Annotated in this window: 15 protein-coding genes and 1 pseudogene; 14 read left to right on the top strand and 2 right to left on the bottom strand. The window is 60.3% G+C overall.

Annotation, left to right across the window (positions count from 1 at the left end):
• Nucleotides 1-385: 385 nt before the first annotated feature.
• The 3 genes from ACWPW0_RS11775 (at nucleotide 386) to ACWPW0_RS11765 (ending at nucleotide 5,347) form a co-directional block, all read left to right on the top strand.
• On the top strand, nucleotides 386-1,285 hold the full coding sequence (locus ACWPW0_RS11775) for a transporter (RefSeq protein WP_447591570.1): 900 nt from the start codon (nucleotides 386-388) through the stop codon (nucleotides 1,283-1,285).
• A gap of 122 nt (nucleotides 1,286-1,407) precedes the next feature.
• Nucleotides 1,408-3,447, top strand: coding sequence for a PQQ-dependent dehydrogenase, methanol/ethanol family (locus tag ACWPW0_RS11770; protein ID WP_447595640.1), 2,040 nt, complete (start codon nucleotides 1,408-1,410; stop codon nucleotides 3,445-3,447).
• A 199-nt stretch (nucleotides 3,448-3,646) separates the two neighbouring features.
• A complete protein-coding gene (locus ACWPW0_RS11765) occupies nucleotides 3,647-5,347 on the top strand; it encodes an AMP-binding protein (protein WP_454255420.1) in 1,701 nt (566 codons plus the stop codon).
• A gap of 66 nt (nucleotides 5,348-5,413) precedes the next feature.
• On the opposite strand, the gene ACWPW0_RS11760 is transcribed toward ACWPW0_RS11765, so the two are convergent.
• A complete protein-coding gene (locus ACWPW0_RS11760) occupies nucleotides 5,414-6,346 on the bottom strand; it encodes a LysR family transcriptional regulator (protein WP_447591574.1) in 933 nt (310 codons plus the stop codon).
• 163 nt (nucleotides 6,347-6,509) lie between these two features.
• On the opposite strand from ACWPW0_RS11760, the gene ACWPW0_RS11755 reads away from it, so the two are divergent.
• On the top strand, nucleotides 6,510-7,739 hold the full coding sequence (locus ACWPW0_RS11755; protein WP_447591575.1) for an acyl-CoA dehydrogenase: 1,230 nt from the start codon (nucleotides 6,510-6,512) through the stop codon (nucleotides 7,737-7,739).
• 226 nt (nucleotides 7,740-7,965) lie between these two features.
• Here ACWPW0_RS11755 and gltA read toward each other — a convergent pair whose 3' ends face one another.
• Complete coding sequence (gene gltA, locus ACWPW0_RS11750) at nucleotides 7,966-9,255, bottom strand: citrate synthase (protein WP_447591577.1); 1,290 nt, start codon at nucleotides 9,253-9,255, stop codon at nucleotides 7,966-7,968.
• A 347-nt stretch (nucleotides 9,256-9,602) separates the two neighbouring features.
• On the opposite strand from gltA, the gene sdhC reads away from it, so the two are divergent.
• The 10 genes and pseudogenes from sdhC to ACWPW0_RS11700 form a co-directional block, all read left to right on the top strand.
• Nucleotides 9,603-9,989, top strand: a complete 387-nt coding sequence (gene sdhC, locus ACWPW0_RS11745; protein WP_447591579.1) for a succinate dehydrogenase, cytochrome b556 subunit — start codon at nucleotides 9,603-9,605, stop codon at nucleotides 9,987-9,989.
• The gene (sdhD, locus tag ACWPW0_RS11740; protein ID WP_447591580.1) at nucleotides 9,983-10,351 is read left to right on the top strand and encodes a succinate dehydrogenase, hydrophobic membrane anchor protein; all 369 of its coding nucleotides are present in this window, start codon (nucleotides 9,983-9,985) and stop codon (nucleotides 10,349-10,351) included. Before sdhC ends, sdhD begins: the two co-directional genes overlap by 7 nt.
• A 3-nt stretch (nucleotides 10,352-10,354) precedes the next feature.
• Nucleotides 10,355-12,130 (top strand): succinate dehydrogenase flavoprotein subunit, encoded by a 1,776-nt coding sequence (sdhA, locus tag ACWPW0_RS11735; RefSeq protein ID WP_447591582.1) that lies wholly within the window; start codon nucleotides 10,355-10,357, stop codon nucleotides 12,128-12,130.
• An 11-nt stretch (nucleotides 12,131-12,141) separates the two neighbouring features.
• On the top strand, nucleotides 12,142-12,861 hold the full coding sequence (locus ACWPW0_RS11730; RefSeq protein ID WP_447591584.1) for a succinate dehydrogenase iron-sulfur subunit: 720 nt from the start codon (nucleotides 12,142-12,144) through the stop codon (nucleotides 12,859-12,861).
• Nucleotides 12,862-13,104: 243 nt separating this feature from the next.
• Complete coding sequence (locus tag ACWPW0_RS11725; protein ID WP_447591586.1) at nucleotides 13,105-15,936, top strand: 2-oxoglutarate dehydrogenase E1 component; 2,832 nt, start codon at nucleotides 13,105-13,107, stop codon at nucleotides 15,934-15,936.
• A 42-nt stretch (nucleotides 15,937-15,978) separates the two neighbouring features.
• Nucleotides 15,979-17,202, top strand: a complete 1,224-nt coding sequence (gene odhB / locus ACWPW0_RS11720; protein WP_454255419.1) for a 2-oxoglutarate dehydrogenase complex dihydrolipoyllysine-residue succinyltransferase — start codon at nucleotides 15,979-15,981, stop codon at nucleotides 17,200-17,202.
• A gap of 66 nt (nucleotides 17,203-17,268) precedes the next feature.
• On the top strand, nucleotides 17,269-18,705 hold the full coding sequence (lpdA, locus tag ACWPW0_RS11715) for a dihydrolipoyl dehydrogenase (RefSeq protein ID WP_454255418.1): 1,437 nt from the start codon (nucleotides 17,269-17,271) through the stop codon (nucleotides 18,703-18,705).
• Between the two features lie 194 nt (nucleotides 18,706-18,899).
• Nucleotides 18,900-20,066, top strand: a complete 1,167-nt coding sequence (gene sucC / locus ACWPW0_RS11710; protein ID WP_022643107.1) for an ADP-forming succinate--CoA ligase subunit beta — start codon at nucleotides 18,900-18,902, stop codon at nucleotides 20,064-20,066.
• Nucleotides 20,066-20,953, top strand: coding sequence for a succinate--CoA ligase subunit alpha (gene sucD / locus ACWPW0_RS11705; RefSeq protein WP_454255417.1), 888 nt, complete (start codon nucleotides 20,066-20,068; stop codon nucleotides 20,951-20,953). The genes sucC and sucD overlap by 1 nt, the downstream gene beginning before the upstream one ends.
• 102 nt (nucleotides 20,954-21,055) lie before the next feature.
• A pseudogene (locus ACWPW0_RS11700) lies at nucleotides 21,056-22,213 on the top strand (HAMP domain-containing protein); the annotation flags it as partial.
• Between the last annotated feature and the right edge of the window lie 126 nt (nucleotides 22,214-22,339).

Raw genomic sequence — 22,339 nt, 5'->3', positions numbered from 1 at the left:
CCCTCTACGCAACGCCTGTGCCAATCCAGTGTTTCGATATAAATCCTAATTAATTCAATTATTTATGATAATTAACGACTGTTTGGGTTGGTTGTGTTCGTGTCTCATTTTGAGATTGAGATGCGTCGCATGAGACGACAGGTGTGTCATCCCCGCAAAGCCCGTGAAATCAGGCCTTGCAGGGTGCCGCGACCTGTTTGGCGATTTCCATGAGCTGCCTTTTGCTTTTTCATCTTATTGAATTTAAAGGATATTTTTGTTGGTACGCGATTTGCTATGAGCCATCTGCCGGTTGTCATGTGTCTGCGTGCTGGATACCGATGGCCGAGGGATTCATCCCGACAATAAAAACAATTCAGGTGAGACCATGATGAAAGAACATGTAATGCGCACAGGGAATTCGCGACCGTCCTACGCTGGCATGGCCAGCGGCCTTGCCATGGCCCTTTGTCTGGGGCTGGCTTCGCAGGCACAGGCGGTCGATGTCGATGCCGGTGACTACACCGCTCTGCCTGAAGGCACCAGCCTGGGCATGGTGTACCTGCAGCATGCCGAGCGCCGTTCGCTGTATAGCGATGGCCACAAGCAACCCGTGCGTGCGGGGCTCAATTCCGATATCGGCATTCTGCGCGGCGTGCATTTCATGAAGCTCGGCCGCTTCACCATCGACCCGCAATTCCTCCTGCCTTTCGGGCGCCTGGAGGGCAAGCGCGATACTTCCGGCCTCGGCAAGAGCGATGGCATCGGTGACCTGATCCTGGCCTCGACCATCTGGCTGGTGGAGGAGCCCGAGCAGCGTCGCTACTTCGGCATCACGCCGTTCCTCTATGTCCCGACCGGGGAATACGACCGTAAGGACGCACTCAATATCGGCGAGAACCGCTGGAAAGCCGCCCTGCAGGCGGGCTATATCCAGGGGCTGGGTGATCGCTGGTGGCTGGACCTGGTTGCCGATGCCACCTGGTTCGGCAAGAACGACGACGCCACTGCGGCTGGTCTGACCTTGCGTCAGTCCGTGCTGTACCAGGGCCAGGCCTTCCTGCGCTACCAGGTGACGCCGACGCTTGACCTGCGTGTGGGTTACTCGCAATTGTGGGGCGGTGAAACCCGTCTGGACGGCACCCGCCAGGACGACGAGGCGAAGACCCGCAAGTTCACCGCCGGGGCGGCCTGGTTCGTCGCGCCCAAGACCCAGCTGATGGTCAATTACGGGCGCGACCTCTCGGTGGAAAACGGCTTTCGCGAGGGCGACCGGATCAACTTGCGCGTGATGCAAGTGTTCTAGCTCGTGCCATGGCCAGCCTGGCTGGCCTATCGCCTGACCCGTATTCACCGAGGAAGTTGACGATGATGAAATCTCTGTCGTGGCCTGCGCACAGCCTGCGCACGCCCTTGTTGTTCCTGTGCATGTCGCTGTCGGCGCATGCGCTTTGCGCTCCTGTCGATGGCGCTGCCATCCGCGCCACCGAGAAGGCTGGCGAGTCATGGCTCAGCCATGGCCGCACGTATGCCGAGCAGCGCTTCAGCCCGCTCGAGCAGATCAATGACGGCAACGTCGCCAAGCTCGGCCTGTCCTGGTTCATCGATCTGGACAACACCCGTGGCCTGGAATCCACGCCCCTGGTGCACGAGGGCGTGCTGTATACCTCGCTGTCGTGGAGCCGGGTCATTGCGGTGGACGCGGTCACGGGCAAGCAGCTCTGGAGTTTCGACCCTGTTGTGCCGCGTGATTACGCCCGTAACGCCTGTTGCGACGCGGTGAACCGCGGTGTTGCCCTGTGGGGCGACAAGGTGTTCGTCGGTACGCTCGATGGTCGTCTGATCGCCCTCGATGCGAAGTCCGGTAAGGAAGTCTGGAGCCGGCAGACCACCGACCCCGAGAAACCCTACAGCATCACTGGCGCACCGCGCGTGGTGAAGGGCAAGGTGCTGATCGGTAATGGTGGTGCCGAGTACGGCGTGCGCGGCTTCGTCTCCGCCTATGATGCCGAGACCGGCGACATGGCCTGGCGCTTCTATACCGTGCCGGGTGATCCGGCCAAGCCTTACGAGCATCCGGAACTGGCCGAGGCGGCCAAGACCTGGAAAGGCGACCAGTACTGGAAACTGGGCGGCGGCGGGACCGTATGGGACAGCATGGCCTATGACCCGGAGCTGGACCTGCTCTATGTCGGCACCGGTAATGGTTCGCCGTGGAACCGCGAGCTGCGCAGTCCGGGCGGTGGTGACAACCTGTACCTGTCTTCGATCCTGGCGATCCGTCCGGACACCGGACGGCTGGTGTGGCACTACCAGGTGACGCCGGGCGACAGCTGGGACTTCACCGCGACCCAGCAGATCACCCTGGCCGAGCTGGAAATCGGCGGCAAGCCACGCAAGGTATTGATGCAGGCGCCGAAGAACGGCTTCTTCTATGTGCTCGACCGGGAAACCGGCAAGCTGATCTCGGCGGAAAAATTCGGCAAGGTCACCTGGGCTGAGCGTATCGACATGACCACCGGGCGTCCGGTCGAGGCGCCTGGCGTGCGCTACGAGAAGGAGCCCATCGTTATGTGGCCGAGCCCGTTCGGCGCGCATAACTGGCACTCGATGTCGTTCAACCCGAAAACCGGCCTCGTCTACATTCCCTACCAGGAAGTGCCGGGTGTGTACCGCAACGAAGGCAAGGACTTCGCGCCGATCAAGGCCTTCAACACCGGTGCCGGTTTCTCCGACACCACCGACGTACCCAGCGAAGTGGTCAGCGGCGCATTGCTCGCCTGGGACCCGGTGCGTCAGCGTGAGGCCTGGCGTGTGCCATACCCGACTCACTGGAATGGCGGCACGCTGAGCACGGGTGGCAATCTGGTGTTCCAGGGCACGGCGACCGGTGAAATGCGCGCCTACAGCGCCGACAAGGGCAAGCTGCTGTGGCAGTACACCACCCAGAGCGGCATCGTGGCCGCGCCGATGACCTACTCGGTAGGTGGCAAGCAGTACGTGGCCATCATGGCCGGCTGGGGCGGCGTAGCCGTGTTGGTTGGCGGGCAGGCGGTCAATGCGCCGGGCATGGTCAACCGCAGCCGCTTGCTGGTGTTTGCCCTCGATGGGCAGCAGCAACTGCCGGCGCCTGCGGCCAAGGCTGCGGCGGTGACGCGCACGCCAGTGGCGGTCGATGCGCCTGAGGCCGATGTCGCCGTGGGTAAGCAACTGTATGCCCAGTACTGCAGCGTCTGCCACGGTGTCGGGGTTATCAGCGGTGGGCTGACGCCGGATCTGCGCTACTCCAATGAGGGCAAGCGTGAGCACTTCAGCGCCATCGTGCTCGACGGCATTCTGAGGCCGCTGGGCATGCCGGCATTCAGCGATTCGTTGAGTGCGCAGGAGGTGGAGAAGATCAAGCTCTATGTGTTGTCGCGCGAATACGAGAGCCATGTCGCGGAACAGGGTGCTGCCAAGGCGCCTTGAACATACGCATGCCCAGGCAGGCCGATACCGCTTTCCGGTGTCGGCCTGCCATTCGGGCGGCTTTCGTGCGGTTTCCTGAACAGGCTGCTGGCTGCATGGCGATTACCGCCATGTGGCGGGTGGCACGTGCGCCGGAACGGGGCACCCTCAGGTTGGCTGCGAATCAACTGTTGCAGACATATAGCAAAGGGCTGCTGTTATGACTCATTCCTACACCACAGGCGGGCAGGGCAAGAGCCTGCTGGCCATGACCCTGGGCCAGGCCTTCGATGACACGGTGGCGCGCTTTGCGTCACGCGAAGCGCTGGTGGTTCGCCACCAGGGGCTGCGCTACACCTGGGCCGAGTTGGCGGCTGCGGTCGACCAACAGGCGCGCGCCTTGATGGCGCTGGGTATCAAGGCCGGCGATCGCCTGGGGATCTGGGCACCCAATTGCGCACAGTGGTGCATCACCCAGTTTGCCAGCGCGAAGATCGGCGCCATTCTGGTCAACATCAACCCGGCCTATCGCACCAGCGAGCTGGAGTACGCCCTGAGGCAGTCCGGCTGCCGCTGGGTGATCTGCGCCGACGCCTTCAAGACGTCGGACTACCACGCCATGCTGTTCGAGTTGATCCCCGACCTGGCGCAGAGTCGGCCGGGCGGGCTGAACAGCACCGTGCTGCCAGATCTGAAAGGCGTAATCAGCCTGTGCTCCTCACCACCTCAGGGGCTGCTGGGCTGGGATGCTTTGCAGGGCAAGGCGGCAACGATCACGGGCGATGCGCTGCGGGCGCGCCAGGCTAGCCTGCAGTTCGATGATCCGATCAACATTCAGTACACCTCGGGCACCACGGGTTTCCCCAAGGGCGCGACCCTCAGCCATTACAACATTCTCAACAACGGCTACATGGTCGGCGAAAGCCTGGGCCTGACCGAGCATGACCGGGTGATGATCCCGGTGCCGCTGTATCACTGCTTCGGCATGGTCATGGGCAACTTGGGCTGCCTAACCCACGGCTCGACCATGATCTACCCGAGCGACGCCTTCGATCCGCTGACCACGCTGACGGCGGTGGCAGAAGAAAAGGCAACGATTCTCTACGGCGTGCCGACCATGTTCATTGCCGAACTGGATCACCCGCTGCGCGAGACGTTCGACCTGTCCAGCTTGCGCAGCGGCATCATGGCGGGCGCCACCTGTCCGATCGAGGTGATGCGCCAGGTCATCCGGGACATGCACATGAGTGAGGTGCAGATCGCCTACGGCATGACCGAGACCAGTCCTGTATCCCTGCAGACGGGTGCCGATGATGAACTGGAGCTACGGGTTACCACCGTTGGCCGCACCCAGCCGCACCTGGAAAGCAAGATCGTCGACAGCGAAGGCCGCATCGTGCCGCGTGGGCAGATCGGCGAGCTGTGTACGCGTGGGTACAGCGTGATGCTGGGCTACTGGCAGAACCCCCAAGCCACCCGCGAGGCCATCGATGCCGGGCGTTGGATGCACACCGGCGACCTGGCCAGCATGGATGAGAACGGCTACGTCAGCATCGTCGGGCGCAGCAAGGACATGATCATTCGCGGCGGGGAAAACATCTATCCGCGTGAGCTGGAGGAGTTCTTCTTCACCCATTCGGCGGTTTCCGACATTCAGGTGATCGGGATTCCGGACAGCAAGTACGGCGAAGAGATCGCGGCCTGGATCAAGCTGCATCCTGGCCACCAGGTTACCGAGGACGAACTGCGCAGTTGGGCCAAGGCGCGGATCGCTCACTTCAAGGTGCCCCGTTACATGCGCTTCGTCGATGATTTCCCGATGACGGTGACGGGCAAGATCCAGAAGTTCCGCATGCGGGAAATCTGTATCGAGGATCTGGCCGCACAACGCGCGGAGCAAGCAAGGACCGCTGCCCGCTAGGCCCCCTTGCCGTGGGTTGTATGCCAGACGGCTCCGCCTGAGTCATCTGGCACAACCATGAGCGGCTCAGGCGGAGGCCTTCTCCGCCTTTTTTTCCTGCGCGCTAACTTGCTGCGCAATCTCGATGATCTGTTCACGCATCCAGCGGTTGGCCGGGTCCTGGTCGGTGCTTTCGTGCCAATAAAGGTGGGTTTCCAGCGAAGGCACATCATTGACCGGCAGCTGCACGTAATGCAGGCCATGGCGCTTGGCGAAGCGCTCGGGGACGGTCATCACCATGTCGGTGTTCTGCAGCACGGTGGACGCCATCAGGTAATGCTGCGAGCGCAGGGCGACCTTGCGTTGCAGGCCCATTTTGCCCAATGCCAGATCGACATAACCCAAGCCGCTGCGACGACTGGAGATCTGGATGTGGGTCAGCGACAGGTATTCATCCAGGTTGATCTTGTCCTTGGCCATCGGGTGCGCAGTGCGCATGGCGCAGACGTAGCGGTCCTCCATCAGTTTGACGTGGCGCACTTGAGGGTCAGTATTGAGGGGCGCATCGACGGCGAAGTCCAGGCGACCGGCTGCCAATTCCTTGGTGGTTTCGCGGCGTTTGGAGAGAAAGCTCTCGATCTGCACCGCCGGTGCCATGCGGCGCAGGCGCTGGAACAGCGGCGACAGAATTACCGTTTCGGTGAGGTCGGTCATGCTGATGCGGTACGTCTTGTTCGCCTGCAGCGGATTGAAGCTGCGGCTTTCCTGTACCGATACGCGCAGCAACTGCAATGCATTGCGCACCGGGCCGATGATGTTCTGCGCCATGGGGGTGGGCACCATGCCCTGGGCGGTACGTACGAACAGTGGATCGTTGAAGGTTTCGCGCAGGCGGGCGAGGGCGTTGGAAACGGCGGGTTGGGTGATACCGACGATCTGCCCCGCACGGGTCAGGTTGGCTTCGGTATAGATCGCGTCGAAGACGATGAAGAGATTGAGGTCGACCTTGGTCAGATTCATGCTGTGCTCCCGTCGTGGCGACCCGAAAAACCCGCGGATCACATATCGGTGATGAATGTTTATAAGCCATGAAAATAGGCTAGGTAAATCCAGGTCGCTGTTCTAGCATCATTTTCAGATTGAAACCACACCCATGCCATATGTACTCAAAAGGTAGCCGCCCATGGATTTCGCCTACTCCCCCAAAGTCCAGGAATTGCGTGAACGCGTCACAGCATTCATGGAGAAGCATGTTTACCCGGCTGAAGCCGTTTTCCATGAGCAAGTAAGCCAAGGCGACCGCTGGCAGCCGACTGCCATCATCGAAGAACTCAAGACCAAGGCCAAGGCCGAAGGCTTGTGGAACCTGTTCCTGCCGGACTCCGAGCTGGGCGCCGGGCTGACCAACACCGAATATGCGCCGCTGGCGGAAATCATGGGTCGCTCGCTGATCGGCCCGGAGCCGTTCAACTGCGCCGCGCCGGACACCGGCAACATGGAAGTCCTGGTGCGCTACGCCAACGAAGCGCAGAAGGAACAATGGCTCAAGCCTCTGCTGGCTGGCGACATTCGCTCCGCGTTCGCCATGACCGAGCCTGGCGTGGCCTCCTCGGACGCCACCAATATGGAAGCCAATGCCCGTCGTGAAGGTGACGAGTGGGTCATCAACGGCCGCAAATGGTGGACATCGGGCGCTTGCGACCCGCGTTGCAAGATCATGATCTTCATGGGCCTGACCAACCCGGATGCGCCGCGCCACCAGCAACACTCGATGATTCTGGTGCCGATGGACGCCCCGGGCGTCAAGGTACTGCGCCCGCTGCCGGTCTTCGGCTACGACGATGCGCCGCATGGCCATGCCGAGGTGCTGTTCGAGAACGTACGCGTTCCTTACGAAAACGTGTTGCTGGGTGAGGGTCGTGGTTTCGAGATCGCTCAAGGTCGTCTCGGCCCAGGCCGTATCCACCACTGCATGCGTTCGATCGGCATGGCTGAGCGCGCGCTGGAACTGATGTGCAAGCGTGCTGCGACCCGTACCGCCTTCGGCAAGCCGCTGGCGCGTCTGGGCGGCAACATCGACCACATTGCCGATTCGCGTATCGAGATCAATCAGGCTCGCCTGTTGACCCTGAACGCGGCCTACATGATGGACACCGTGGGCAACAAGGTCGCCGCCAGCGAGATCGCCCAGATCAAGGTTGTGGCGCCAAACGTGGCGCTGCGGGTCATCGACCGTGCCATCCAGATCCATGGTGGCGCAGGCGTGTCCAACGACTTCCCGCTGGCCTACTGGTACGCCATGCAGCGCACCCTGCGCCTGGCTGACGGTCCGGACGAAGTACACCGCATGGCCATCGGCAAGTTCGAGATCGGCAAGTACGTGCCCAGAGAGATGCTGAAAAGCGGTCACTGATCCCGCGTAATACCGAAAAAGGCCCGCATGAGCGGGCCTTTTTCATTTCCGGGGCTTGGTGTCACGGCTGGTGTGCTGGACTGTGATTTTTGCGAGCAAAGCTAGGCGTGCGGTCTTGCCTGATCTAGGTATATACGCGCCCTGAAATGCAAAACGCCCGATGCAGTGCACCGGGCGTTTTGATATCCGCTGCCTGGCGCGCAGACCAGGGCAGGGGAGGTGTTGCTTACTTGCGTGATTCCAGCGGAGAGATATCGCGCTGGGTGTAGCCGGTGTACAGCTGACGTGGGCGGCCAATCTTGTACGGGCTGGAGAGCATTTCCTTCCAGTGGGAGATCCAGCCGACGGTGCGTGCCAGGGCGAAGATCACCGTGAACATGCTGGTCGGGATGCCGATCGCCTTGAGGATGATGCCCGAATAGAAGTCGACGTTCGGGTACAGGTTACGCTCTTTGAAGTACGGATCGGTCAGGGCGATCTCTTCCAGGCGCATGGCCAGTTCCAGCTGCGGATCGTTGGTGATGCCCAGCTCGCTCAGGACTTCATCGCAAGTCTGCTTCATCACGGTGGCGCGCGGGTCGCGGTTCTTGTAAACGCGGTGACCGAAGCCCATCAGCTTGAACGGATCGTTCTTGTCCTTGGCCTTGGCGATGAAGGTGTCGATGTTATCGACGCTGCCAATCTCGTCCAGCATGCTCAGTACAGCTTCGTTGGCGCCGCCGTGAGCCGGGCCCCACAGCGCGGCGATGCCGGCGGCGATACAGGCGAACGGGTTGGCACCGGACGAACCGGCCAGGCGCACGGTAGAAGTAGAGGCGTTCTGTTCATGGTCGGCGTGCAGGACGAAGATACGGTCCATTGCCTTGGCCAGCACAGGGCTGATCGGTTTGACCTCTGCAGGGGTGTTGAACATCATGTGCAGGAAGTTTTCTGCATAGTTCAGGTCATTGCGCGGGTACATCATGGGCTGGCCCATGGAGTACTTGTAGGTCATGGCGGCGATGGTTGGCATCTTGGCAACCAGGCGCATGGCTGAAATTTCACGATGGCGCGGGTTATTGATGTCCAGCGAGTCGTGGTAGAAGGCGGAGAGGGCGCCGACTACGCCACACATGATGGCCATCGGGTGGGCATCACGGCGGAAGCCGTTGAAGAAGCTCTTCAACTGCTCGTGAACCATGGTGTGGTTCTTGATGGTGCTGACGAAAGTGGCTTTTTGTTCGACGGTAGGCAGTTCGCCATTGAGCAGCAGGTAGCAGGTTTCCAGGTAGTCGGATTTCTCTGCCAGTTGCTCGATCGGGTAGCCGCGGTGCAGCAGGATGCCCTTATCGCCGTCGATATAGGTGATTTTCGACTCGCAAGAGGCGGTCGACATAAAGCCAGGATCAAAGGTGAAGTGCCCTGTGGCGGTAAGGCTCCGCACGTCAACTACATCGGGACCCAGTGTGCCGGTCAGAACGGGCAGCTCTACGGGGGCATTGCCCTCGATGATCAACTGCGCTTTTTTGTCAGCCATGTTCGGCCTCCTGTTTATGCTTGAAATCATCAGAAGCCCCCCACGCAGGGCCCGCAACACTATAGAGACATAAATGCGAAAGTCAATTTGCGCGAACCCAGATGGCAGAGGGGTTTCAGCCCTTTTTCAGGGCATTTTGCCGCAGCTAATACGTGATTTTGTCAAGGCGCGCAATCCGCTTTTAGCGAGGGTCTTTGCGTTGTCATTAGTTACCTAACTGTCTATACTCTGCGCCCGGCCGCCAGGGGCTTTAGGGCCTGCGTTTTGGCGGTTGGCACTCCCTTGGTGAGGGGTACCTGACCAGTGCACTTCCCGACAACTTGCCCTGCTTGTTAGGGGCCTCTAGTGTGAAAAAAGCCGTGAATAGCCAACGACCTGTAAACCTAGATCTCAGGACTATCAAACTCCCGATCACTGCTTATACGTCCATTCTGCACCGTATTTCCGGTGTCATTCTCTTTGTCGGCCTTGTCCTCGTGCTCTTCGCACTCGACAAGTCGCTGAGCTCGGAGGAAGGCTTCGCAGAAGTGAAGGCGTGTCTGACCAGCCCGCTGGCCAAGCTGATTATCTGGGGTCTGTTGTCCGCCCTGCTGTATCACCTGGTGGCAGGTATTCGCCACCTCATCATGGACACGGGTGTCGGTGAGTCGCTGGAAGGCGGCAAGCTGGGCTCGAAAATCGTCATCGTCGTTTCCGTGGTGGTGATCGTGCTTGCGGGGGTGTGGATATGGTAACCAACGTTACGAACTTCTCGCGTTCGGGCCTCTATGACTGGATGGCACAGCGTGTTTCTGCGGTCGTTCTCGCGGCTTATTTCCTGTTTCTGATCGGTTTTGTAGTGAGCCATCCAGGCCTCACTTATGCCGACTGGCATGGATTGTTCTCCCACACAGCGATGCGCATCTTCAGCCTGCTGGCGCTGGTTGCGCTCATCGTTCACGCCTGGGTCGGCATGTGGACCATCACTACCGACTATCTGACGCCCATGGCCATCGGCCGCTGGGCAACGGGTGTGCGTTTCCTCGTCCAGGCTGTTTGCGGCGTGCTTCAGTTCGTCGTCTTCGTCTGGGGTGTGCAGATTCTGTGGGGTTTCTGATTCATGGCTAGCATCCGTACTCTTTCTTATGACGCCATCATCGTTGGTGGTGGTGGTGCAGGCATGCGTGCCGCGCTGCAACTGGCTCAGGGTGGTCACAAGACTGCCGTGGTGACCAAGGTCTTCCCGACCCGTTCGCACACCGTTTCCGCCCAGGGCGGCATTACTTGCGCCATCGCTTCGGCCGACCCGAACGACGATTGGCGCTGGCACATGTACGACACTGTCAAGGGCTCCGACTATATCGGTGACCAGGACGCGATCGAATACATGTGTTCCGTCGGCCCCGAGGCCGTGTTCGAACTCGAGCACATGGGCCTGCCGTTCTCCCGTACCGAGCAAGGCCGCATCTATCAGCGTCCGTTCGGTGGTCAATCCAAGGGCCCGGATAATCCATCTGTCCAGGCTGCCCGCACCTGCGCCGCTGCTGACCGTACTGGTCACGCGCTGCTGCACACCCTGTACCAGGGCAACCTCAAGGCCGGCACCTCGTTCCTCAACGAATGGTATGCCGTGGACTTGGTGAAGAACCAGGACGGCGCAGTGGTCGGCATCATTGCCATCTGCATCGAAACCGGTGAAACCGTCTATATCCGTTCCAAAGCCGTGGTTCTGGCCACTGGCGGTGCTGGCCGTATCTACTCGTCCACCACCAATGCCCTGATCAATACCGGTGACGGCGTGGGCATGGCCCTGCGTGCTGGCGTACCGGTCCAGGACATCGAAATGTGGCAGTTCCACCCGACCGGCATCGCTGGCGCGGGCGTACTGGTCACCGAAGGTTGCCGTGGTGAAGGTGGTTACCTGATCAACGCCCACGGTGAGCGCTTCATGGAGCGTTACGCGCCGAACGCCAAAGACCTGGCGGGCCGCGACGTGGTTGCGCGCTCCATGGTCAAGGAAGTCATCGCCGGTAATGGCTGTGGCCCGGACAAGGATCACGTACTGCTGAAGCTCGACCACCTGGGCGAGGAAGTGCTGCACAGCCGCCTGCCAGGTATCTGCGAACTGTCGAAGACCTTCGCTCACGTCGACCCGGTCGTTGCGCCAGTTCCGGTTATCCCGACCTGCCACTACATGATGGGCGGCGTTGCCACCAACATTCATGGCCAGGCCATCACTCAGGACGCCAACGGCAACGACAGGATCATCGACGGTCTGTTTGCCGTAGGTGAAGTTGCCTGCGTATCGGTACACGGTGCCAACCGTCTGGGCGGCAACTCGCTGCTCGACCTGGTGGTCTTCGGCCGTGCCGCTGGTCTGCACCTGGAAAAAGCGCTGAAAGAAGGCGTGGAAGTCCGTGGCGCCAGCGAGACTGATATCGAGCAATCGCTCAAGCGTCTGTCCGGCGTCAATGAGCGCAGCACGGGCGAAGACGTGGCACCGCTGCGTAAAGAGCTGCAGGCCTGCATGCAGAATTACTTCGGTGTATTCCGTACCGGCGAATACATGAAGAAAGGTATCGCCCAACTGGCCGATCTGCGCGAGCGTATCGCCACCGTCAAGATCGCCGACAAGAGCCAGGCCTTCAACACCGCGCGTATCGAAGCGCTTGAGTTGCAGAACCTGCTCGAAGTGGCCGAGGCTACTGCGATTGCCGCTGACACCCGTACCGAGTCCCGTGGCGCTCACGCCCGCGAAGACTTCGAGGATCGCGACGACACCAACTGGCTGTGCCACTCCCTGTACTTCCCGGGTGAGAAACGTGTTTCCAAGCGCGCTGTCAACTTCGCGCCGAAGACCGTTCCTGCTTTTGAACCCAAAGTACGTACTTATTAAGGGTAGCCATCATGTCTCTTGGCAAAACTTTGCAAGTCAGCGTTTATCGCTACAACCCGGAAAAGGACGCCACACCGTTCATGCAGGACTTCGACGTCACTATCGACGGCAAAGACCTGATGGTGCTGGACGTACTGGCCCTGATCAAGGAACAGGACGAAGGCTTCTCCTATCGTCGTTCCTGCCGTGAGGGTGTTTGCGGCTCCGATGGCATGAACATCAGTGGCAAGAACGGCCTGGCGTGCATCACCCCGATCTCCACGGTGGTGAAGGGCAACAAACTGGTGATCCGTCCGCTGCCCGGTCTGCCGGTCATTCGTGACTTGGTCGTCGATATGAGCATCTTCTACAAGCAATACGAGAAGGTGCAGCCTTTCCTGCAGAACGACACGCCTGCCCCGGCGATCGAGCGTCTGCAGACTCCGGAAGAGCGTGAAAAGCTGGACGGTCTGTACGAGTGCATCCTGTGCGCATGCTGCTCGACGTCCTGCCCATCCTTCTGGTGGAACCCAGACAAGTTCCTCGGTCCGGCCGCACTGCTGCAAGCCTATCGTTTCCTGGCTGACAGCCGTGATACCAAGACCGCAGAACGCCTGGCTTCGCTTGATGATCCGTTCAGCGTGTTCCGCTGCCGTGGCATCATGAACTGCGTGAACGTTTGCCCGAAAGGTCTTAACCCGACCAAGGCAATCGGCCACGTACGTAACATGTTGCTGCAAAGCGGTACCTGATTCAGCGTTTGCTTTGCCCGTAACACCTGTGACATCGGCACGAAGCTGGTGTCACAGTAAACCAGGACCGCAGCTCACAAAGCCGTGGTCCTTACTGAAAGAAATGACGACCAGCAGGGGCATCCGGGCTGGTGCCCGGACTATCTGCGGGACCCGTAGTGGCTATCAGGTCGCTGCTTCAGGACTTGATCCACAACTACGGCCTCCACGCCGGTGGTGTCCCCTTACCGAGGGTGACCAAGCATGCAAGAAAGCGTGATGCAGCGCATGTGGGACAGTGCCCACCTATCCGGTGGTAATGCTGCCTATGTGGAAGAGCTCTATGAGCTCTACCTGCACGATCCCAACGCTGTGCCCGAAGAGTGGCGCACCTATTTTCAGAAATTGCCGGCTGACGGCAATGCCGCCACCGACGTTTCGCACTCGACCATCCGCGATCATTTCGTGCTGCTGGCGCAGAATCAGCGCCGTGCGCAACCGGTTTCCGCCGGTAGCGTAAGCAGCGAGCACGAGAAGAAGCAGGTTGAAGTCCTGCGTTTGATCCAGGCTTATCGCATGCGTGGCCATCAGGCCGCTACGCTGGACCCGCTCGGGCTCTGGCAGCGTCCTGCGCCTGCTGATCTGTCGATCAACCACTATGGTCTGACCGACGCCGATCTCGATACCACCTTCCGTACCGGTGAGCTGTACCTCGGTAAAGAGGAGGCGACCCTACGTGAAATTCATGCCGCGTTGCAGCAGACATATTGCCGCACCATTGGCGCAGAGTTCACGCACATCGTCGATTCCGAGCAACGCAAGTGGTTCCAGCAGCGCCTGGAAAGCGTGCGCGGCCGTCCGGCATTTTCCGCTGAAGTGCAAGGGCACCTGCTCGAGCGCCTGACTGCAGCCGAGGGCCTGGAGAAGTACCTGGGCACCAAGTACCCGGGCACCAAGCGTTTCGGTCTGGAAGGCGGCGAGAGCCTGATTCCGTTGCTGGACGAGATCATCCAGCGTTCCGGCGCCTACGGCACCCAGGAAATCGTCATCGGCATGGCCCACCGTGGCCGTCTGAACGTACTGGTCAACACCTTCGGCAAGAACCCGCGCGACCTGTTCGACGAGTTCGAGGGCAAGAAGGTCGAGGGGCTGAGTTCCGGTGACGTGAAATACCACCAGGGCTTCTCGTCCAACGTGATGACTGCTGGCGGCGAAGTGCACCTGGCGTTGGCTTTCAACCCGTCTCACCTGGAAATCGTCTCTCCGGTAGTGGAAGGTTCCGTACGTGCCCGTCAGGACCGCCGCAACGATGCGAGCGGTGACAAGGTACTGCCAATTTCCATGCACGGCGACGCGGCTTTCGCGGGCCAGGGCGTGGTCATGGAAACCTTCCAGATGTCGCAGACCCGTGGCTACAAGACGGGCGGCACCATCCACATCGTCATCAACAACCAGGTGGGCTTCACCACCAGTCGTCCGGAAGACTCGCGTTCCACCGAGTACTGCACCGACGTGGCGAAGATGATCCAGGCACCGATCCTCCATGTGAATGGCGATGATCCGGAAGCCGTGCTGTTCGTCACTCAGCTGGCTGTCGATTACCGCATGCAGTTCAAGCGTGACGTGGTCATCGACCTGGTCTGCTATCGCCGTCGCGGCCACAACGAGGCCGACGAGCCAAGTGGTACTCAGCCGCTGATGTATCAGCAGATCGCCAAGCAGCGCACCACCCGTGAGCTGTATGCCGACAACCTGACCCAGTCCGGTCGTTTCGACGCCGAACGCATCCAGGCCAAGGTCGACGAGTACCGCAGCGCGCTGGACAATGGCCAGCACGTGGTCAAGAGCCTGGTGAAGGAGCCGAACAAGGAACTGTTCGTCGACTGGCGTCCGTATCTGGGCCATGCCTGGACCGCCCGTCACGACACCCGCTTCGAGCTGAAAACCCTTCAGGAACTGGCCAACAAGCTGTTGGAAACTCCGGACGGCTTCGTTCTGCAGCGTCAGGTCGCCAAAGTGATGGAAGACCGCGCCAAGATGACCGCCGGCGGCATGCCGATCAACTGGGGCTATGCCGAGAACCTGGCCTACGCGACCCTGTTGTTCGAAGGCCACCCGGTACGCATGACCGGTCAGGACGTTGGCCGCGGGACCTTCTCGCACCGCCACGCGCAACTGCACAACCAGAAGGACTCCGGTACCTATCTGCCACTGCAGCACCTTTATGCCGGTCAACCAGCCTTCTCGCTATACGACTCGTTCCTGTCGGAAGAAGCGGTCCTGGCGTTCGAATACGGCTACTCGACCACCATGCCCAACAGCCTGGTGATCTGGGAGGCCCAGTTCGGCGACTTCGCCAACGGCGCACAAGTGGTCTTCGACCAGTTCATTTCCAGTGGTGAGCACAAGTGGGGTCGCCTGTGTGGTCTGACCATGCTGCTGCCGCACGGTTATGAAGGGCAGGGCCCGGAGCACAGTTCGGCGCGTCTGGAGCGTTACCTGCAACTGTGTGCCGAGCACAACATGCAGGTTGCGGTACCGACCACGCCGGCGCAGATCTACCATCTGCTGCGCCGTCAGGTGATTCGCCCGCTGCGCAAGCCTTTGGTCGTACTGACGCCCAAGTCGCTGCTGCGTCATCCTCTGGCCATCTCGACCCTGGAAGATCTGGCAGAAGGTTCGTTCCAGACCGTCATTGGCGAAATCGATCCAATCGAGCCGAAGAAGGTCGAACGCCTGGTGCTGTGCAGCGGCAAGGTCTACTACGACCTGCTGGCCAAGCGCCGTGCCGAGGGTCGCGAGGACATAGCCATCGTACGTCTCGAACAGCTCTATCCGTTCCCGGAAGACGATCTGGCCGAAGCGCTGGCGCCGTACAAGAACCTCAAGCACATCGTCTGGTGTCAGGAAGAGCCGATGAACCAGGGCGCCTGGTATTGCAGTCAGCACCACATGCGTCGTGTTGCCAGCGCACACAAGAAGACCCTGGTCCTCGAGTACGCCGGTCGTGAAGCGTCTGCGGCGCCTGCATGTGGCTATGCCTCGTTGCACGCCGAACAGCAGGAAAAACTCCTGCAAGACGCCTTTACTGTTTAACGCCTTCGCCCAGAAGAAACCGAATTTAAGGAACAACACACAATGGCTATCGAGATCAAAGCCCCGACTTTCCCCGAATCGGTTGCCGACGGTACCGTCGCAACCTGGCACAAAAAGCCGGGTGACGCTGTCAAGCGCGATGAGCTGATCGTCGACATCGAAACCGACAAGGTAGTACTGGAAGTTCTTGCCGAGGCTGACGGCGTGCTCGCCGAAATCGTCAAGAACGAAGGCGACACCGTGCTCAGCGGCGAACTGCTGGGCAAACTGGGCGCGCCAGGCGCCGCCGCTGCAGCACCTGCCGCTGCCGCCGCTCCGGCTGCTGCCCCGGCCTCTGCACCTGCCGCCTCGGCTGGTGACGACGCCATCCTGTCGCCTGCTGCGCGCAAGATCGCCGAAGAAAACGGCATCGATCCGAACAGCGTCGCCGGTACTGGCAAAGGCGGTCGCGTGACCAAGGAAGACGTGGTCGCTGCCGTTGAAGCGAAGAAATCCGCTCCAGCAGCCCCGGCTGCCAAACCAGCAGCTCCTGCTGCTGAAACACCAGTTTTTGCTGCTGGCGATCGCGTCGAGAAGCGCGTACCGATGACCCGCCTGCGTGCCAAGGTTGCCGAGCGTCTGGTTGAAGCCCAGTCGAACATGGCGATGCTGACCACCTTCAACGAAGTCGACATGACCGAAGTCATGGCCCTGCGTTCGAAGTACAAGGACCTGTTCGAGAAGAGCCACAACGGCGTGCGCCTGGGCTTCATGTCGTTCTTCGTCAAAGCATCCGTAGAGGCGCTGAAACGCTTCCCGGCGGTCAATGCCTCGATCGACGGCACCGACATCGTCTACCACGGCTACCAGGACATCGGTGTCGCCGTGTCCAGCGACCGCGGCCTGGTGGTTCCGGTTCTGCGCAATGCCGAGTTCATGAGTCTGGCTGAAATCGAAGGCGGCATCGCCACCTTCGGCAAGAAGGCCCGTGACGGCAAACTGTCGATCGAAGAGATGACTGGTGGCACCTTCACCATCACCAACGGCGGTACCTTCGGCTCGATGATGTCGACCCCGATCGTCAACCCGCCGCAAGCCGCCATCCTGGGCATGCACAACATCCTTCAGCGTCCGATGGCCATCAACGGGCAGGTGGTCATTCGTCCGATGATGTACCTGGCACTGTCCTACGACCACCGTCTGATCGACGGCAAGGAAGCGGTCAGTTTCCTGGTGACCATCAAGAATCTGCTGGAAGACCCGGCTCGTCTGCTGCTGGACATCTGATTCCGCAGCTGTACACGCGGCAGCCCTCACGAGGGGCTGCCCGGTTTACCCGAAAAGGAACGACTTATGACCCAGAAATTCGATGTGGTAGTGATTGGCGCCGGCCCAGGGGGCTATGTGGCCGCCATCAAGGCCGCTCAGCTTGGTCTGAAGACCGCCTGTATCGAGAAGTATCAGGACAAGGACGGCAAGGTCGCCCTCGGCGGTACCTGCCTGAACGTGGGTTGCATCCCGTCCAAGGCGCTGCTGGACAGCTCCTACAAGTACCATGAGGCCCACGAAGGCTTCAAAATCCATGGCATCGAAGCCAAGGGCGTCACCATCGACGTGCCAGCCATGGTTGCGCGCAAGAACACCATCATCAAGAACCTGACCGGCGGCGTTGCTGGCCTGTTCAAGTCCAACGGTGTGACCCTGCTGGAAGGCCACGGCAAGCTGCTGGCTGGCAAGAAGGTCGAAGTCACTGGTCTGGACGGCAAGACTCAGATCGTCGAAGCCAGCAACGTGATCTTGGCTTCGGGCTCGCGTCCGGTCGACATCCCGCCGGCTCCGGTCGACCAGGATGTGATCGTCGATTCCACTGGTGCCCTGGAATTCCAGAGCGTACCGAAGAAGCTGGGCGTCATCGGTGCTGGTGTAATCGGCCTCGAACTGGGTTCCGTCTGGGCCCGCCTGGGCGCTGAAGTCACCGTACTGGAAGCCCTGGACAAGTTCCTCCCGGCTGCCGACGATCAGGTTTCCAAGGAAGCCATGAAGATCCTCACCAAGCAGGGTCTGAACATTCGTCTCGGCGCGCGCGTCACTGGTAGCGAAGTGAAGAAGAAACAGGTCACTGTGACTTTCACTGACGCTCAGGGCGAGCAGAAGCAAGTATTCGACAAGCTGATCGTGGCTGTTGGCCGTCGCCCGGTGACCACCGAGCTGCTGGCTGCCGATAGCGGTGTGAACCTGGACGAGCGTGGCTTCATCTTCGTCGACGATTACTGCGAAACCAGCGTCCCGGGCGTATACGCCATCGGTGACGTGGTGCGTGGCGCCATGCTGGCTCACAAAGCCTCGGAAGAGGGCATTGTGGTTGCCGAGCGTATCGCCGGGCACAAGGCGCAGATGAACTACGACCTGATCCCGTCCGTGATCTACACCCATCCGGAAATCGCGTGGGTCGGCAAGACCGAGCAGGCGCTGAAAGGCGAGGGCGTTGAAATCAACGTCGGCACCTTCCCGTTCGCGGCCAGCGGCCGTGCCATGGCTGCCAACGATACCGCTGGTTTCGTCAAGGTCATCGCCGATGCCAAGACCGATCGCGTACTGGGCGTTCATGTGATTGGCCCAAGCGCTGCGGAACTGGTCCAGCAGGGTGCCATTGGCATGGAGTTCGGCACCAGTGCCGAAGACCTGGGCATGATGGTGTTCTCGCACCCGACCCTGTCCGAAGCGTTGCATGAAGCAGCACTGGCAGTGAATGGCCACGCCATCCACATTGCCAACCGCAAGAAACGTTAAGCCGCGATAAGAATGGGGGCTTGCTTCGGTAAGCCCTCCCTCCGCAGGAATAACCACGACGAACGGCCCGCGAAGCCTTCTGGGCGATCGCAGGAATGTGCGTCGGGACTGCTAACCAGAGCAGTCAAAGGTGGTGCGGCGCCTGGAGCGCAGCATCGTATGCGCAATACCTAAACGAAGAACGGTAGATAAGCATGAATCTTCACGAGTATCAGGGTAAGCAGCTGTTCGCTGAGTACGGCCTGCCCGTATCCAAAGGCTACGCGGTAGACACCCCGGAAGAAGCGGCAGAAGCCTGCGACAAGATCGGTGGTTCGGAGTGGGTGGTCAAAGCCCAGGTCCACGCCGGTGGTCGCGGTAAAGCGGGCGGCGTAAAGCTGGTTCGCAACAAAGAAGACGCTAAAGCATTCGCTCAGCAGTGGTTGGGCAAGCGTCTGGTGACGTATCAGACTGATGCCAATGGCCAGCCTGTCACCAAGATCCTGGTTGAATCGTGCACTGATATCGCTAAAGAGCTGTACCTGGGCGCTGTTGTTGACCGTTCGAGCCGCCGCATCGTGTTCATGGCGTCCACCGAAGGTGGCGTGGACATCGAGAAAATCGCTCACGACACGCCTGAGAAAATCCTCAAGGCCACTATCGATCCGCTGGTCGGCGCTCAGCCGTTCCAGGGTCGCGAGCTGGCTTTCCAGTTGGGTCTGGAAGGCAAGCAAGTTGCTCAGTTCGCCAAGATCTTCGTGGGTCTGGCCAAGCTGTTCCAGGATCACGATCTGGCCCTGCTGGAAGTGAACCCGCTGGTGATCAAGGCTGATGGCGATCTGCACTGCCTGGACGCCAAGATCAACATCGACGCCAACGCCATGTACCGTCAACCCAAGCTGAAAACCTTCCACGATCCGTCGCAAGACGATCCGCGCGAAGCCCACGCTGCCAAGTTCGAACTGAACTACGTAGCGCTGGACGGCAACATCGGCTGCATGGTCAACGGTGCCGGCCTGGCCATGGGCACCATGGACATCGTCAACCTGCACGGTGGCAAGCCAGCCAACTTCCTCGACGTGGGTGGCGGCGCGACCAAAGAGCGCGTGACCGAAGCCTTCAAGATCATCCTGTCCGACGCCAATGTCGCTGCAGTTCTGGTCAACATCTTCGGCGGCATCGTTCGTTGCGACATGATTGCCGAAGGCATCATCGGCGCGGTGAAAGAAGTCGGCGTGAAAATCCCGGTTGTTGTGCGCCTGGAAGGTAACAACGCTGAACTGGGCGCTAAAGTACTGGCAGAAAGCGGCCTGAACATCATCGCTGCTACCAGCCTGACCGACGCTGCTCAACAAGTTGTCAAAGCTGCGGAGGGCAAATAATGAGCGTCCTGATCAACAAAGACACCAAAGTTATCTGCCAGGGTATTACCGGTTCGCAAGGTAGTTTCCACACCCAGCAGGCCATCGAGTACGGCACTCAGATGGTTGGCGGCGTAACACCGGGCAAAGGCGGCACCGAGCACCTGGGCCTGCCAGTGTTCAACACCGTTAAAGACGCTGTAGCTGCTACTGGCGCAACTGCCAGCGTGATCTACGTTCCGGCTCCTTTCTGCAAAGACTCGATCCTGGAAGCGGCTTTCGGCGGCATCAAACTGATCGTCTGCATCACCGAAGGCATTCCTACCCTGGACATGCTGGACGCCAAAGTTAAGTGCGACGAGCTGGGTGTTACCCTGATCGGCCCGAACTGCCCAGGCGTGATCACCCCCGGCGAGTGCAAGATCGGCATCATGCCCGGTCACATTCACCTGCCAGGCAAGGTTGGTATCGTGTCGCGCTCCGGCACCCTGACCTACGAAGCCGTCAAGCAGACCACTGACGCCGGTTTCGGTCAGTCCACCTGTGTCGGCATCGGTGGTGACCCGATCCCGGGCTCCAACTTCATCGACATCCTGAAACTGTTCCAGGAAGACCCGAAGACCGAAGCGATCGTCATGATCGGTGAGATCGGCGGTTCCGCTGAAGAAGAAGCTGCTGCCTTCATCAAGGCCAACGTGACCAAGCCAGTGGTGTCCTACATTGCTGGTGTGACTGCCCCTCCGGGCAAGCGCATGGGCCACGCCGGCGCCATCATCTCTGGTGGTAAAGGTACTGCGGACGAGAAGTTCGCCGCCCTGCAGGACGCGGGTGTGAAAACCGTGCGTTCGCTGGCTGACATCGGCAAGGCCCTGGCCGAGCTGACCGGCTGGGAAGTCAAGAAAGCCTGAGGCTGACTTGATTTGAAAAGGCCACCTTCGGGTGGCCTTTTTATTGCAATACGTTCAAGCATCGCGGCCGGGCAGCCGATAAGGGTTGTACTTCCTGCCAGGATGGCGGGCCCGTTCCATGCAGCCGCCGACGCTTGCCTGAACAGGAAACACACGATGCAGTGGTTTGCCGATCTACGTATTGCCTACAAAGTCTCTATCGTTCCCGTCGTGCTCTGCACCTTGCTGGTGGTGCTGGGCGTAGTGTCCAGCCTGTCCCTGCGTGGCATTGCCAGTGGCGTGCAAGTGGTGACCCAGGACCTGGGGCCGAGCATGGACCATCTCGCCCAGCTCACGGACGGTATGGCGCGCTTGCAACTGGTGGTGCGCCACTATGCACGCACCGGCGATGCTTCAGCCGAAGAACAGTTCGCCAACCTTGATCAGAATCTCTCGCGCCTACAGGCGCAGACCGCGGCTCGCCTGCATGACCCGGACCGGCAGCGCCTGCTGGGCGAGATCGAACGCCTGCACCGCGAATACAGTGGCCTGTTTCGTGAGCAACTGGTTCCCCTCAGCCGGCAATTGCAGGACGTTACCGGCAAGGAATTGAGCGAGCATGGTCCTGCGATTGAAAAAGCCCTGAGCACGGTTCTGGAAAACGCGCAGCAAGACTTCAACCTCGATGCAGTGTTCTATTCCAGTGCAGCCATGCGCCACCTGCTGCTTGGCAGCCAATACCTCTACCAATACCTTCAGGAGAACAAGCCCGAGCAGGCCAAGGCTTTTCAGCGCGAGCTGGGTTTCGCCCAGAGCAGCATGACCGTGCTGCGCGATCGCAGCAGCAGTGAAAGCACGAAGAATCGCTTGAATGCGGCCCTCGGGAGCCTGGAACTGTACAAGTCGTCTGCCGAGAAAGTGGTTGGGCTGGTCGAGCAGCGTAATGCCAGCCTGCAGGCAATGGACCGCATCGATCCACAGATTGCCGACCTCGCCAGCCAGTTGCAGCAGAGCATCATGGCGGCCATGGATGAAGCGGCCAGTGCGGCGGATGACACCGTCATACAGGTCAACCAACTGCTGTGGGGGCTGGTGCTGGCCGCGCTGCTGTTCGGTGGTCTGGTGGCGGTGGGAGTGGGCAGGGCGCTGGTGGGCTCGCTTGGGCGAATCAACCGCATGCTCAAGGACATCGCCGAAGGCGAGGGTGACCTAACCCGACGCCTGCCGGTGCAAGGGCGCGATGAGCTTGGGCGGCTGGCATCCAGCTTCAATACCTTTGTCGAGAAGATCCGCCTGACTGTCAGTGAAGTGGCCCGCGCGTCTCATACCCTGGAGCAATCAGCCAATGGCCTGCAGGCCTCGGCCGAATCGGCACGTCGCGATGTCGAGCAGCAGCGTGATGAAAGT

Source organism: Pseudomonas sp. Marseille-Q8238 (assembly GCF_965111915.1).
Note: the sequence above shows the minus strand (reverse complement) of the source record. Positions and strands in the feature narration are given on the sequence as shown.

What these genes read in the sequence shown, in the direction of transcription:
- ACWPW0_RS11730 (WP_447591584.1), top strand. Translation starts at nt 12,142, where the DNA reads ATGTCTCTTGGCAAAACTTTGCAAGTCAGCGTTTATCGCTACAACCCG.
- gltA (WP_447591577.1), bottom strand. Translation starts at nt 9,255, where the DNA reads ATGGCTGACAAAAAAGCGCAGTTGATCATCGAGGGCAATGCCCCCGTA.
- sdhD (WP_447591580.1), top strand. Translation starts at nt 9,983, where the DNA reads ATGGTAACCAACGTTACGAACTTCTCGCGTTCGGGCCTCTATGACTGG.
- ACWPW0_RS11725 (WP_447591586.1), top strand. Translation starts at nt 13,105, where the DNA reads ATGCAAGAAAGCGTGATGCAGCGCATGTGGGACAGTGCCCACCTATCC.
- ACWPW0_RS11775 (WP_447591570.1), top strand. Translation starts at nt 386, where the DNA reads ATGCGCACAGGGAATTCGCGACCGTCCTACGCTGGCATGGCCAGCGGC.
- sucC (WP_022643107.1), top strand. Translation starts at nt 18,900, where the DNA reads ATGAATCTTCACGAGTATCAGGGTAAGCAGCTGTTCGCTGAGTACGGC.
- lpdA (WP_454255418.1), top strand. Translation starts at nt 17,269, where the DNA reads ATGACCCAGAAATTCGATGTGGTAGTGATTGGCGCCGGCCCAGGGGGC.
- ACWPW0_RS11760 (WP_447591574.1), bottom strand. Translation starts at nt 6,346, where the DNA reads ATGAATCTGACCAAGGTCGACCTCAATCTCTTCATCGTCTTCGACGCG.
- odhB (WP_454255419.1), top strand. Translation starts at nt 15,979, where the DNA reads ATGGCTATCGAGATCAAAGCCCCGACTTTCCCCGAATCGGTTGCCGAC.
- sucD (WP_454255417.1), top strand. Translation starts at nt 20,066, where the DNA reads ATGAGCGTCCTGATCAACAAAGACACCAAAGTTATCTGCCAGGGTATT.
- ACWPW0_RS11765 (WP_454255420.1), top strand. Translation starts at nt 3,647, where the DNA reads ATGACTCATTCCTACACCACAGGCGGGCAGGGCAAGAGCCTGCTGGCC.
- ACWPW0_RS11770 (WP_447595640.1), top strand. Translation starts at nt 1,408, where the DNA reads ATGTCGCTGTCGGCGCATGCGCTTTGCGCTCCTGTCGATGGCGCTGCC.
- sdhA (WP_447591582.1), top strand. Translation starts at nt 10,355, where the DNA reads ATGGCTAGCATCCGTACTCTTTCTTATGACGCCATCATCGTTGGTGGT.
- ACWPW0_RS11755 (WP_447591575.1), top strand. Translation starts at nt 6,510, where the DNA reads ATGGATTTCGCCTACTCCCCCAAAGTCCAGGAATTGCGTGAACGCGTC.